At 45.0% G+C, this 13,672-nt stretch carries 13 protein-coding genes, 1 tRNA gene and 1 riboswitch; of the genes, 12 read left to right on the top strand and 2 right to left on the bottom strand.

What is annotated here, in order from left to right:
• Positions 1-32: 32 nt before the first annotated feature.
• Positions 33-266: riboswitch (cobalamin riboswitch) on the bottom strand.
• Positions 267-642: 376 nt separating this feature from the next.
• The 3 genes from L1028_RS07110 to L1028_RS07100 all read left to right on the top strand — a co-directional run bounded on the left by L1028_RS07110 (position 643) and on the right by L1028_RS07100 (position 2,207).
• Positions 643-951 carry an MTH1187 family thiamine-binding protein gene (locus L1028_RS07110; protein ID WP_234532601.1) on the top strand — a complete coding sequence of 103 codons (309 nt, stop codon included), beginning with the start codon at positions 643-645 and terminating at the stop codon, positions 949-951.
• A 95-nt stretch (positions 952-1,046) separates the two neighbouring features.
• Positions 1,047-1,118: transfer RNA gene (locus tag L1028_RS07105), tRNA-Thr, on the top strand.
• Positions 1,119-1,664: 546 nt separating this feature from the next.
• A complete protein-coding gene (locus L1028_RS07100; RefSeq protein ID WP_234532599.1) occupies positions 1,665-2,207 on the top strand; it encodes an NAD(P)H-dependent oxidoreductase in 543 nt (180 codons plus the stop codon).
• A 60-nt stretch (positions 2,208-2,267) separates the two neighbouring features.
• On the opposite strand, the gene L1028_RS07095 is transcribed toward L1028_RS07100, so the two are convergent.
• Positions 2,268-2,642 carry a winged helix-turn-helix transcriptional regulator gene (locus L1028_RS07095; RefSeq protein ID WP_234532597.1) on the bottom strand — a complete coding sequence of 125 codons (375 nt, stop codon included), beginning with the start codon at positions 2,640-2,642 and terminating at the stop codon, positions 2,268-2,270.
• Positions 2,643-3,204: 562 nt separating this feature from the next.
• The gene (locus L1028_RS07090; RefSeq protein ID WP_480247436.1) at positions 3,205-3,459 is read right to left on the bottom strand and encodes a YhjD family protein; all 255 of its coding nucleotides are present in this window, start codon (positions 3,457-3,459) and stop codon (positions 3,205-3,207) included.
• A gap of 104 nt (positions 3,460-3,563) precedes the next feature.
• Between L1028_RS07090 and L1028_RS07085 the strand changes: the two genes are divergently transcribed.
• From L1028_RS07085 to L1028_RS07045, 9 genes are all read left to right on the top strand, one after another.
• Complete coding sequence (locus L1028_RS07085) at positions 3,564-4,499, top strand: alpha/beta hydrolase (protein ID WP_234532594.1); 936 nt, start codon at positions 3,564-3,566, stop codon at positions 4,497-4,499.
• 730 nt (positions 4,500-5,229) lie between these two features.
• Positions 5,230-5,619 (top strand): NusG domain II-containing protein, encoded by a 390-nt coding sequence (locus L1028_RS07080; protein ID WP_234532591.1) that lies wholly within the window; start codon positions 5,230-5,232, stop codon positions 5,617-5,619.
• The gene (locus L1028_RS07075) at positions 5,603-6,160 is read left to right on the top strand and encodes a Gx transporter family protein (protein WP_042123757.1); all 558 of its coding nucleotides are present in this window, start codon (positions 5,603-5,605) and stop codon (positions 6,158-6,160) included. Before L1028_RS07080 ends, L1028_RS07075 begins: the two co-directional genes overlap by 17 nt.
• Positions 6,161-6,189: 29 nt before the next feature.
• Positions 6,190-7,044: an ATP-binding cassette domain-containing protein gene (locus L1028_RS07070; protein WP_234532590.1), complete on the top strand. Its 855-nt coding sequence runs from the start codon at positions 6,190-6,192 to the stop codon at positions 7,042-7,044.
• The gene (locus L1028_RS07065) at positions 7,035-7,940 is read left to right on the top strand and encodes an energy-coupling factor transporter ATPase (protein ID WP_234532589.1); all 906 of its coding nucleotides are present in this window, start codon (positions 7,035-7,037) and stop codon (positions 7,938-7,940) included. Before L1028_RS07070 ends, L1028_RS07065 begins: the two co-directional genes overlap by 10 nt.
• Positions 7,933-8,724: an energy-coupling factor transporter transmembrane component T family protein gene (locus L1028_RS07060; RefSeq protein WP_234532588.1), complete on the top strand. Its 792-nt coding sequence runs from the start codon at positions 7,933-7,935 to the stop codon at positions 8,722-8,724. Before L1028_RS07065 ends, L1028_RS07060 begins: the two co-directional genes overlap by 8 nt.
• Positions 8,725-8,767: 43 nt before the next feature.
• Positions 8,768-10,693, top strand: coding sequence for a peptidase U32 family protein (locus L1028_RS07055; protein WP_234532587.1), 1,926 nt, complete (start codon positions 8,768-8,770; stop codon positions 10,691-10,693).
• A 97-nt stretch (positions 10,694-10,790) separates the two neighbouring features.
• Complete coding sequence (locus tag L1028_RS07050; RefSeq protein ID WP_234532586.1) at positions 10,791-12,077, top strand: aspartate aminotransferase family protein; 1,287 nt, start codon at positions 10,791-10,793, stop codon at positions 12,075-12,077.
• Positions 12,078-12,116: 39 nt separating this feature from the next.
• Positions 12,117-13,001 carry a UbiA-like polyprenyltransferase gene (locus tag L1028_RS07045; protein WP_234532585.1) on the top strand — a complete coding sequence of 295 codons (885 nt, stop codon included), beginning with the start codon at positions 12,117-12,119 and terminating at the stop codon, positions 12,999-13,001.
• Positions 13,002-13,672: the final 671 nt, after the last annotated feature.

Below are 13,672 nucleotides of genomic sequence, written 5' to 3'. Positions count from 1 at the left end.
ACACCGTTCCTGTTCCTCGCAGGCACTCATAGTTGGTGTCGTCGAAACAGGCAGGTCTCCTGGCTTCCGTAGGACCTCTCAGCGCCTTCCCGAGGGGGTTCTTACCCCTCAGTGGCTTCTGCCAGGAGATCTGCCCATCTTAAGCTTCTAAAAGCTTGTGAAAGGCGTCCGGTTACAGTGGCGGGACCGCAGCGGATTTTCACCGTACTTCCCTATTAAGCTCTAATTCCGATAAGGATCAAAGCGCCTGTCTCCACTATATTTTGTTGTCGTTAGATAAAAATAACCCAAGATGTTGTGTTTGTAAACAGTTTTTTAGAAAACCCGCGCGGGGAGCGGGTTCTTCAAAAGTACTCCACAAATGATCCACAGGCTGTCCATAAGTAATCCACAATTGATCCACAGGCATATGAAAAATGATTCATAAATTGTCCGAAAAGATGCCACAAAGAGTCCATAAATGTAGTAAAGATGACCCTAGAATTCACGTAAGAAAAAATACCCGTGGCGAAAGTCATATTTCGGAGAAATTTTTGGGAGAAGAAGAAGGGACATAATAAAGCTGATATCATTTGTGGGAGAGCGATGGAGTTGTTACAATAGAAGGAGACACATACTTTAAAATTCCGAGGAGGTATTCCCATGCCTATTGCTGAAGTAACCGTTATTCCGATTGGAACAGGTAGTACGAGCCTTAGCAGCTATGTTGCGGATATGCAGCGAGTGCTTAAGACGGTAGAAGGGATTACTTATGAGCTTACATCCATGGGTACAATCATCGAAGGGCCTCTTCAGCGTATTTTTGCAGCAGTCGAAGCGCTGCATGAGTCTCCTTTTGCCGCAGGTGCAGAGCGTGTCTCTACCTCACTTAAAATAGATGATCGCCGCGATAAACCCTCCACTAGCCGTGGAAAGCTGGAGTCTGTGGAGCGTAAACTACAGCTGGAATAGCAGTTCGGGAGATTGGGAAAATAGGGAGAAATAGGCTTGCGTTTCTGGCTGAAAGTTGTATAATGTTTTTTGTTTGACAGAAATATCAGCCTTAAGCTGGTGTAGCTCAGGGGTAGAGCAACGCACTCGTAATGCGTAGGCCGGGGGTTCAATTCCCTTCACCAGCATATCTAAGAATGGCATAACGGCGCGGTTTTCGGGGATCCCGGAACCGCGCTGTTTGTCTTGAGATCACCTGACTTCTAACATTATTCTAACCTTATTCAAGTAAAGTGAGGTTTTCGGTGGTAATCGTGACCTCTTTGCGCGTTCCCGGGATGGAGGCGCCGATCCCTTAAGGACTGCTTCTTGTAAATTGGGGAGAACATGTGAATAAGTATCTAACGTAAAATTTAATGGGAATGATCTAATCTCTCTTTTGTGATTTTTGGATGTACAACGGCTTTAAGCAGCAGTGTAGATGAGTATGCCGCAGATCGTGGGAATGAATTTTCGGAAAGTTAGGGCTCTTCTAAATAAGGTTAAGTATCTGGTAATAACGCCTCATTAGAAGATGGGATTCGCCCCGAAGACTATACGTCAATCATACGTGCAGGCAGGTCGCTGTGCTTACCTTTAGGTAAGTACGTGAACTAAAAGTGCATACTTCCGCGATGCCATGATGCGGGGTATACTCAAGTCCTAAATCTGATTCAAACATGGAGGATACACCATTGAAAACACTTATTGTCGTTACGCACCCAAACATCGAAACATCCGTTGTTAATAAACGCTGGATCGAAGAACTTCGTAAATATCCAGACAAATATACGGTACACGAGCTGTACAAAGCCTATCCCGATGAAAAAATCAACGTGGAAAAGGAACAACAACTGATTGAAGCGCATGATAAGCTCGTCTTACAATTCCCTGTCTACTGGTTTAGTAGTCCACCTCTGCTTAAAAAGTGGCTGGACGAAGTATTTACTTACGGATGGGCATACGGCTCGAAGAGTGATAAATTAAGAAATCGAAAAATCGCATTAGCTGTAACTGCCGGAGGAAGTGAAAAAGACTTTAGTGAAGATGGTAAACTCGGCTATGGGCTTGACCGTATTTTATCTCCCTTTGACACGACTTTTGTGTACTGCAACGCTGATTATCGTTCCTTCTATGCCATTTATGGCACGGAAACTGAGACGGTAGGAAGTACGGATTACTTAAAGAAATTGGACATCAGTTCGCAGGGATATGTTGAATTTATCGAAAATATGTAATTAGAATTGAAACAAAAGCAGCATTTTCATTAATGAAAATGCTGCATTGGTCATAAGTCGTTATATCCTAAACGGTATTGTTATCTCTTGCGCGGCTGGAACGGAGTTTTTCTCTCCCCAAGTGCACATCATATCCAGCACCGGAATAAGCGATTGGCCCTTCTCGGTCAAGGAATACTCAACTTTAGGAGGAATCTGGGGGAATTCCTCGCGCCTGACGAGACAGTCCGCTTCCAGTTCTTTCAACATAACGCTTAACGTCTTAAAAGGTATTGTACCGATACCCCTTTGCAGCTCATTGAACCGCACGATTTTGTTTTCAGAGAGATAGTAGAGAATAGTCATTTTATATTTACCACTAATAATAGACAAGGTGTAGCCGAAGCTAGTGTCCTTCTGTTGAATGCCAGGCGGTATACAGATTTTATCACTCATGGGCTATTACCCTCCTTCAGAAAATATTCAACGAAAAGGCAAACGCCTGTTGCCACTCCGTACTCAGGTCCCGACTTCATTTTGTTTTACAACCTGCTATCAAGTCATCCTGCGAGCAACGAACTCACTATATCATTTTGAAACAATTAGTTCAAAGCACTCGTGGCTAACTATCAACCGGTCGATTTCTCTGTCAGCGAAGCGGGCTCCTTTAGCTGGAAATCAACAGTGTAATTCAAGCGGATCATGCGAGCCGTCGCTATTTTCACCTTCGCCTTGCTTGAAGCTTGAGGATGTTCTTTCACTGAGTTATCCTATCCCGGCAAAGGTAGATTAAGCTTGCGGGAGCATCCAGATCTAGCCTAAGAGACGAATTGAAGTTTTTTAATGTAATTTTCATGTGTGCATCATCTTATTTTCAGGTTCAAGGTATATATTGAAGACACCAAACACCCCCCAGTGTTTTGTGGTATAAATCTCTTAGGTCTTGCCAACTCCCATGGTAAGGCCTATTTTTTTGTTCGCTAATTATATGGGGGAGGGGCGCAGCTTCTACGCTGCTTCACTTAATCTGATACTGCTCTTCATAGCTCTTAAAAGATGAAATATCCAGACCGAGATATCTGTGCATGTGAATGGCAGCTTGGGCAGCAACAATGTCGTTTAACAGCAGCATTCGTTCATGGTATCCACGACATATAAATTTGGCTTCTATCCCCGTGTTAAGTCTGTTCTGTTCATAAACCTTGATTCCCCGTTTTCTCATCTCTAAACGAACATCTCTTAGATCTGTTGTAGCAACTGCCGCGGGACATATTCCGAGGGCGGTTTTATTTTGTCATGATTGTTATATTTGGGCGCATTCTAAGTAGATGCTATACTGATTTACAACGGATATGAGGAAAGGGCGGGGAAGATGAATTGGTATGGTTCTTCATTAGCGCTGTCATCGTCATAGGAGTTCTGATCTATGCGGGCTTTTTCTTTTATGGAATTGCTATTAAACGAGCACCGAAGGAATTCCTGAGTAATAATCGTGATTTGAAGGTTGATCCCCCGGTTGCCGGAGCCTCTTGGGGGGAGGGCAAGGATTGGGTCTCCCGTCAGAGCTTTGAAAATGTTGAGATTACTTCTGAGGACGGGCTACAACTAAGAGGGTACTTGCTCTTTTCGGATCGTGCTGAAGGTCGTACAGCGATTCTAGCTCACGGTTATTCTGGAAAAGGGAAGGATATGGGGGCGTACGCCAAAATCTATTACGAGAGGCTGGGCTTTAATATCCTGATTCCAGATGCCAGGGGACATGGGGAAAGTACTGGGAATTATATTGGTTTTGGATGGCATGAGCGCAAGGATTATTTGCAGTGGATTGAATATATAATTGAAAAGACTGGGCCCAGTGCTCAAGTTGTGCTTCATGGGGTCTCTATGGGTGGTGCTACAGTGCTAATGACTTCAGGAGAAAATCTCCCACTGCAGGTCAAAGCTATTGTCTCCGACTGCGCTTACAGCTCAGTTAAAGCACAATTAGCTTACCAACTACGGCGTATGTATCGCTTGCCAAGTTTCCCTTTTATTCAAAGTGCGAGTCTAATTACTCGTTTGAAAGCAGGGTATGGTTTTAGTGAAGCGTCTGCCTTGAAACAGGTGCGGAAGGCGAAGGTGCCGATTCTTTTTATTCACGGGGCTGCCGATAACTTTGTACCGTATAGTATGATGAATGAATTATATGAGGCGTGTCAGAGTCCCAAAGAGAAGTTCGTAGTGACTCAAGCAGGGCATGGGTTAGCTTATGATATGGATAAGACGGGGTATATAAACGTAGTAACAGCTTTTGTGAATCAATATGTAAATTAGATGCCCTGAACGTAGACAGCGCCCGATATCCGCTAGGTAGCGGTTATCGGGCGCCTATATTTTTCCACACATGGTATATGTCCTTATGTAAGGTTCGTACAGCCATGCTTTTTCGTTATATTCATCCCCCGCCGTTCGTGAGTAACGGGTGTCTTAATTCCTTGTTATTTCCAGCAGCCGTGTGGCGAGAATAATCCTTCCAATACGACAAAAGCCCTACCTCTCTTTTGCCCTTGCGGCTCCATTGACCGCGCCAGTGTGAATCGGAATGCTATATTTCGAATTTAATCTCATAAAAAGGAAAGTTTCTGCAAGAAAACATGAAGCCTCTGTGTCCAAAATGCCGAAGTGTAAAATAGTCGGCCTGACATCTTCTTGATGGGGATATTCAATATATCGAAAAACAAATACGATATAAATATAACACAGTATTGTTTAAAAGGCAAATATAATAATGAATTCCAAGATAAGGTTTATTTGCTTTAGGTGGGGAACAAGTAGAGTAAGGGAGAGCGTTTGATTCGAATATAGCGTATGCGGGATTATTTGCGGATTAATTCGGAAAAGCTAGAAAGCCAGAGTAAATGGGGCTGTGTGGTTTATTTTGCGTGCCTATTTTGTGAACTGCTCTCTAAAACTTACATTAAACCCCAACATTGATTGAAGGATTGAGGGTAGACCGTTATAATTAATAAGTCTGGATTTTAATTAAAAAATAAGGGAGATTTTTATGAAACGCGCAGATGTGTGGTTGATTTCCATCGTGTTGATTGCTGCGCTCGCTTTTCTCGCACCGAGATGGTTTTCGGACAATGATGATAAAGGTGGGGCCGGTAAAAATCTCGTTGCCAATGTAACTGTGGATGGCGAGTTATTTAAAACGGTAAAGCTTACAAAAGAAGAACAAACCATTGAGGTCCGTACCGAACGTGGCTATAACATCTTGAAGGTGCATGATTACGGGATTGAAATGTACGATGCCGATTGCCCGGACCAAGTATGCCTAGGTTTTGGTTTTATTACCCTGCCCAAACAGACGATTGTCTGTCTACCGCATAGAGTATTAGTGGAAATCACAAGTGCGTCGGGGGAGGATGATATAGATGCCTATGTCCAGTAGTGAATCTGCAACAGCTTTAAAAAGAACGGTGATTATTGCTATTTTTGCCGCAGTGGCAGTAGTGCTTAGTCTAATAGAGGCGCAGATTCCGTTGTCAGGAATGGGACTGGTGCCGGGTGCTAAACTAGGATTAGCTAACATCATGATTCTGACTTGTATTTACTTTTTACGCGGACGGGACGCATTCCTGCTTGTCATCCTCAAAACGTTGCTTACTGCATTTTTGCTAGGTACTTTTTCAAGCTTACTATTCAGTTTATTCGGTTCGCTGTTTAGCTTTGTTGTAATGTTCGTGTTAATGCTGATTAGTGGCAAAGGCAAGAGTATAAGCTTGATCGGCATTAGTATAGCTGGTGGGATTGCACATAATATCGGTCAGCTGCTGGCAGCTTCTATGGTATTCTCATCCCTTAGTATTTTTTATTATCTTCCCATGCTGCTGATCACTGGAGTAGTAACAGGAATTGCCGTGGGCTATGCAGTCCGTTATTTGGTGGCTTCATTGTCAAAAATATCGTTGTTTGAAGAGTTTTTGGACTGATTAGTCACATCAGCGGAAGGATGACTAACATGAATGAATCATATGAAGGTCAAGAATTAGAGGGAGAAGGACAAGCTGTCATCTCTCTGGATGGGGTATCGTTTGGTTATGATCCTGAGCATCCGATTCTTCAAAATATAACGTTATCTATTTCACAGGGACAATGGGTTAGCTTGGTTGGTCCCAATGGCTGCGGGAAATCTACGCTAGTTAAGCTGCTAAATGCTTTGCTGCCTAAGAGTGCTGGCGAAATTGTGGTTAGTGGTATGCAACTGAGTGAGGAGACGATCGGAAGCATCCGGCAAAGCATCGGTATGGTGTTCCAAAATCCAGATAATCAGTTTATTGGAGCCACTGTAGAGGAAGATATCTTATTCGGCCTGGAAGGGCTTTGTTTGTCGTACGAAGAGATGGCTGAACGATTACACTCTTACACGACGAGGCTGGGAATAAATCATCTGTTGTCCAAACACCCAGGTGAGCTGTCTGGAGGCCAAAAGCAGCGTGTCGCTATCGCCTCCATTCTTGCTATGGAACCAGGCATCGTCATTTTTGACGAGGCCTCTTCTATGTTAGACGAGGGAAGCAGAAATGATCTTCTTGGTATTTTGCAGGATATGCGAGCGGAAGGGAAGTATACGATCCTTATAATTACGCATGATGCAGATGAGATTCTGGCATCGGATCGGGTACTTGCGCTGCATGGAGGTGGTTTGGCTGCTGATGTTACACCGGCGGAATTGTTCCGGAACGAGGAGCTTCTGCAAAAATGCCATCTGTGTGAGCCGTATCCTTGGCGTCTTGCACGCGAGCTGCAGAATCAGGGCATCCATCTGGATGTTCCCGCCAGTGAAAAGGAGCTTATAGACACGTTATGGCCATAGAATTACAGCAAGTAAGTTATTCCTATGCTGACCGAAGTCTATGGAAGCTGACGGCGCTCCGCGACATTAACCTCAGTGTTCCACTAGGTTCTATGGTTGGTATTGCTGGGGCGACAGGCTCTGGTAAATCGACGCTGCTTCAATTGTTTAATGGGATATTGAAACCAACGGAGGGCACGGTAAAAGTTCTCGATGTAACCATCCAGGCGGGGGAGAAATCACCTAAGCTAATGCCGCTGCGCCGTAGAGTCGGATTGGTATTTCAATTTCCAGAGCAGCAAATGTTTGAAGATACGGTCGAAAAGGATCTTATCTTCGGTCCTCTTAACTTCGGCATGAGCCTCGAAGAGGCAAAGGCACGTGCAAGACAGGCCATGTTGGATATGGGGCTGGATCTGGCGCTGCTAGAGCGGAATCCTTTTAAATTGAGCGGTGGGCAAATGCGCAAGGCAGCTATCGCATCCGTGCTAGCTATGGACCCTGAGGTCATCGTTCTGGATGAACCGACGGCTACGCTTGATCCCATCAGCCGTGCAGAGCTAATCCGCTTGCTGGAGCGATTATGTCGTGAGCAGGGGAGAACAATCATCGTCGTCACGCATCGGATGGATGAGTTATTACCTTACGCGGATAACTGGCTTGTCCTTAAAGAGGGTAGCACGGCGTTTCAAGGCAGCGTTAAGGCGCTGGCAGATGACCCTTCGATTCTGGAACAGTGTGGCTTGACGGTTCCGCAGTCCCTTCGTTACTGGCGTGCAGTCGCTGATCGCTTTGATCTTACGGATGAAGCTCCTCGCTTAACGGCAGAGAGCTTAGCAGAGCTAATCGCTTCGCTGCCATCTGGATCAGGCAACTCTAGCGAGCAGCACGAAGGAAAGAGGGATGGCCATGAATGAGAAGCTAATCATAGGGCGCAGTATTGAGACCGGTTCATGGGTGCATAAGTTAGATGCTCGTGCCAAAATCACCGGAATGCTATTATACGTAGCCGTTATCCTGCTCTCCCGTTCGTGGATGGCTATGGCGCTGCTGGCTATTTTCTCAATAGTTGTCATGGCTTCCACTCGGATTCCGCTTAAATACTTCCTGAAAGCAGCTAAGCCTTTACGTTATTTAATGCTATTTATCTTTATCGTACAGCTGCTGTCTGTGAAAACGGGTGAGGCGGTGCTGACGCTAGGTTCGTGGTCTATTTATGAGGGAGGGCTAAGATTAGGCGCATTTTCGGTCATCCGCATGTTTTTTCTGATCACTTTCACGGCGCTACTTACATTCACTACAACGCCGGGTAAGCTGAATCAAGGGCTGGAGGGGATTTTGGCTCCTTTTAAAAAGTTTGGATTGAAGCCCGATCGTATCACACTGATGATCAGCATTTCTCTTCGCTTCATTCCTACGATTCTAGACGAGTCGCAGATTATCATGAAAGCGCAGGCCTCACGGGGTGCTGATCTGAAAGAGCTGCCTTTAAAGGAAAAGGGACGAATGTTAGTGTCCTTGCTGGTTCCGATTATTGCTAGTGCGTTTAGGCGTGCACAGGATCTGGTATATTCCATGGAAGCCCGTGGCTTTCGTATGGATGCTCCGCGCAGCCAGTTTCACCGCCTAAGGTGGGGCATATTCGATACTATTTTTATTACTATGTTTATTGTAATGGGGATTGCAGTAGCTTTGGTGTAAAGTACAATTTGTATGTAGAGTATCAACTTGGGAGGGAACTTGAATGGCACGTTATTTTAACGGTAGAGAGATTGAATTATTAGCACCCGCAGGAACGTTTGAGATTTTCAAGGAAGTGATCCAGGCACGATGTGATGCAGTTTATTTTGGTGGACCTGTATTGAATATGAGAATGATGCGTAAAGGATATAATCTGTCTCATGAGGAGATCGTAGAGGCACTAGATATTGCTCACCGTCTAGACAAAAAAGTGTATATCACAGTGAATAACCTATTTAGTGAAGAAGATGTGGAAGAGGCTAAAGAATATCTGCGTTTCCTTGATGGTGCTCGTCCGGATGCCCTGATTGTTCAGGATATGGCAGTGCTTGAGCTAATTCGCGAGATGGAGCTTAATCTTCCTATTCATTCTTCGGTCATGATGAATGTTCACAATCTGGAAATGATCTACGCATTGCGTGATCTGGGTGTAAGTCGTGTGGTTACTTCACGGGAAATGGATCTGCAGACAGCTAAGCTGCTAGGTCAGCGGAGTGGGATGGAACTGGAGTATTTTATTCACGGGGATATGTGCTCGGTTCACGGTGCGAATTGTTATTTCAGCTCCCATGTATTCGGTATGAGCAGTAACCGTGGGAAATGTATGAAGCCTTGCCGCTGGGATTATCGGGTTAAAAAAGACGGGTATGTATATCCGGCCGAATACCCCCTAGCTGTAAAAGATATGTTCATGTATGAGCATCTTCCGGAATTGATTGAATCAGGGATTACCTCCTTCAAAATAGAGGGCCGCATGCGGGATAAGGAGTTTATGGTGATGCTGGCGAATAGCTACGGCGAAGCCATTGACCGGTATATCGATGATCCGATTGGCTTTGATCGTACGGTAGATACGAAAGAGCTTTATAACAACCGTAAACGTGACTTTTCGACGGCGTATGCCTTCGGCAAACCAGGACTGACTAACATTAACCGCCGTTATGAAGGAACTGGTAAATTCTATAGCACTGGAAAAGTATTCAGTACGCCAACTGCAGAGCGTGAGCTGTCTGAGAAACGAGTTGAGCAGTTGCGGGAAAGATTGGCTGAGGTCGAGCAACCGCAGAAGACAAAAGCTAATTTAGCTGTACGTGTGAATAATATGGAACAGGCACGGATGGTCTTAGAGCTTGGTGTAGATAGCCTGTACTTGCCAGGGGATGTATTTGAACCAGATAAACCTTTTACTAAGCGTGACATCAAGGAACTGGGTGAGCTGAAGGGCGATAGCAAAATCTACTTAGGATTGCCACGTATGATGACCGAGCTGCATTTTGACCAATATGATCAATTGCTTGGTGGAGAACGCTTGCCGGTTGACGGTATTATCGTTACCAATTTAGGAGCCATTCGACGTTACAACAATACAGGTTATCCGCTAATTGGGGACAGCAATTTAAATGTATACAATCATCTTTCAGCGCAATTATATGCTAACTTAGGTTTGACTCAGCTTTCGGTGTCGCCGGAAATGACGTTAGAGCATTTTGCTACCTTTGCCTCGCGTTGTGAAACGCCTTTGGAAGTTGTTGTTCATGGTACACCTGCACTAATGTATATGGAACATGATCTTTATCAGAATACGGAGTTAATGGAGCCTATTGCTGAAGAGGATAATCAATATGTACACAACAATGTATTGGTTCTAAAGACAGACCAAGGCGAGAATCCGGTATATCGTGATCAGCACGGCCGTTGCCATCTTTTATTCGCAAAAGAGCTTTGCTATTTACCTTTGTTGAGTGAGATGAGTGGACTAGGGATATCAAGCTTCCGTATTGAAGGAGCAACCTATAGCGTCGAACAGCTACGTGAAATTATTGTTTCTTATCAACAGGCAATCAACAGATCTGATAGCGAGGATGACATGCTGGGCGGCCTTAAGCCGGTCTATGCTGGTTATACTTTGGGCTCGCTGCAGTTCAACTAATTGTATTTTAATGGAAACTAAATATCGCCTAGTGATAGGGCGGTGCACAGGACTCTATGAATAAGTTACTATTTTCACAAAAAGGAGAGAACCCTTCATGGAACAACAAGACTTCATCGGAAGAGAAGCAGTAGCAGACAAACGTAAGCAATATTTCTATCCTTGTACACAGCATTTTTACCGTGATGCACCTCAGCTTGTTCGCGGTTCAATGCAGTTTGTTTATGATGAAAAAGGGAAGTCCTATACGGATTTCTTCGCTGGCGTATCCGTAGTCGCATGTGGTCACTGTAATCCGGCTATAACAGTACGAACGATTGAACAGCTGCAGCAGCTGCAGCATACGACAACGATCTATCTGACTCAACCGAGTGTAGATTTGGCAGAGCGTTTGGAAGAGGTTATGCCGGGTGGGCTACGTCGGACCTTCTTTGTTAACAGTGGCTCTGAAGCTAATGAGGGAGCTCTGCTCCTCGCTCGGATGTATACGGGACGTAAAGGGTTTATAGCGCTGGAGAGTGGCCTGCATGGCCGTACCAATCTAACTATGAGTGTGACAGGCCTGCCTATGTGGCGTACCGATAAATACTTGGATCATGACGTTGAGTTTATTCCTCGCCCTTATCATCCGGATTTATCGCTGGAGGAAGCGGCATCGTTATCCCTGGAGTCGCTAGAGCGGGTGCTCGAGGAGAAGGGGAATACTATCGCTGCCATGATCGTAGAGCCAATCCAAGGCAACGGCGGAATGATTATGCCAACCCGAGCCTACTTCCGTGATGTAAAAGCATTGCTCGAGAGATACGGTGTACTCCTAATCGCTGATGAAATCCAAACTGGATTTGGACGTACTGGCAAAATGTTTGCTATGGAGCATTTTGATGTTGTACCCGATATTATAAGTATGGCCAAAGCACTCGGTAATGGAATTCCAGTTGCAGCCTTCGCTACAACCGATGAGATTGCCCTTGCCCTAAACCGCCCTTCAGCTTCCACGTTTGGAGGGAATCCGGTATCTGCTGCAACAGCGCTGGCTGTGCTTGACTATATTCGAGATGAACGGCTTCCTGAACGCTCGGTACAGCTCGGAGAACGATTGAAGGCAGGTCTGAAGACTTTGCAAGCTCGTTATCCTTCGTTGATGGTTGATGTGCGGGGAACTGGACTAATGCTGGGTGCGGAGCTAACTGGTGTAGATGCTGAAGGTGCAGCGGCACTTACAGATCAAGTGCTGGAGACAATGAAGGACCGAGGTTATCTAATCGGTAAAAATGGCATAGGACGTAATGTGCTGGCCTTCCAACCACCGATGATTATTACGGAAGAGGATATCGACGGGATGCTTAACGTCCTGAACGAAGTCCTTGCAGAGCTTGATCATTAATGGACTTAAACACAGTAGTGAAGAAAGAGGAATGCACGAATGGCAATTCTAAACATATGTAAAACTGCAGGTCTAAAACTTAAAATGTTCAGCGAATTGGTAATGTTCTCTCATACGCTTTTTTCGCTTCCATTTGCTATTATATCGATGGTATGGGCCGCAGGAGGCTGGCCATCGGGACATGTGATGATTTGGGGATTGATTGCATTGATCGGCGCCCGTAATGGCGCCAATGCATTCAATCGGCTGGCGGACCGTACCTTCGATGAACAGAATCCTCGTACGGCACATCGGCATCTGCCTCAACGCTTACTGGAGGAAAAAGAAGTTGTTGTCTTTGTTATTGTCAACTATGCCATTTTCATTGTGGCTTCAGGCATGCTTAATTTGCTCTGCTTGATCTTGTCACCGGTGGCTATCGTATTGATATCAACCTATTCCTACACGAAGCGATTTACCTTTCTCAGTCATTTATATTTAGGATTTGTTATTGCTTCTGCACCGATTGGCGCATGGTTCGCTGTAACCGGAAATATCGCATTTACACCGTTTGTTATCGGAACAGTTGTTATGCTATGGATTGCCGGATTTGATATTATTTACGGCACTCAGGATATCGACTTTGACCGGCGGCATGGTCTATGGTCTATTCCTAGCTTCTTCGGACTAGAAAACGCCCTGCGCATTGCAAAAGGACTACATTTCATCATGATTATGCTGCTATTGTTCCTATATTTATGGCGTGATCTCGGCTGGATGTATCTGGTGGGGATTGGCATTGCGACGCTTCTCCTGATGACCGAGCATAAGATTATAAAACCTTCGAATCGTAAGCTGATGAAGGTGGCCTCTTATAATCTGAATCAGGTGATCAGCATAGTGATTTTATTGTGTACGCTGATTGATTTTTTTTATGTTAGCTAGGGAGCATTAAGGCAGTGGTTAGGAAGCTGCACTGCGTGGAATGTTGGACTGTAGGGTCGCTGTTATTCTCGGATTTCTTTGATTTGAACCGCTGTCTGCGGTAGAAATCCGAGAATAGCATATGCTTTCGAAGCGAGCTTTCCTTCGGAAAACTTTCGGGCGAGCACTTCGTTTCTACAGTTCCAAAATTCCACTCCGTTCCGTCCTAACCATTGGCGCATTGCCTCTAATCTAACAACAAAAGACAACAGCCTACCCAAAAGGGGTAGGCAATGGGATCGGAAAGCTGGCTACGCGGCTTTCCTTTTTTGTTTTTGCGGGCATCTGCGAGGGGGGCTAGACCAGTGTGAGAGGGCTGAACTTATCTAAGGCAGACTTATAGGGAAAACCTCCTTATAAGTCTGAGCATTATTGTGTTCAATTTATGTTATAGGGAAAGTCTCCCTCTAATTTGGCAATTTAGTCTATAACCATGCAAATTCAGGTTTTTAGAGGGAGGAATTCCTTATAATCGTGGATTTCAAGCGATTATTAGCTAATTAGAGGGAGGTTTGGACCTCTGTCAAGAAAGTGGACACCCATTATGCTGCCTTTCTCTTATTAAATTGCGCAGCAAACCGAACCGGTGAAAGGTAGCCTAGTGCACCGTGGATTCGTTTTCTATTGTAAAA

Origin of the sequence: Paenibacillus pseudetheri (assembly GCF_924513355.1) — a bacterium.
GTDB classification, from domain to species: Bacteria; Bacillota; Bacilli; order Paenibacillales; family Paenibacillaceae; genus Paenibacillus_AQ; species Paenibacillus_AQ pseudetheri.
The sequence above is the reverse complement of the archived record's forward strand: the minus strand, read 5'-3'. Positions and strand labels throughout refer to the sequence as shown.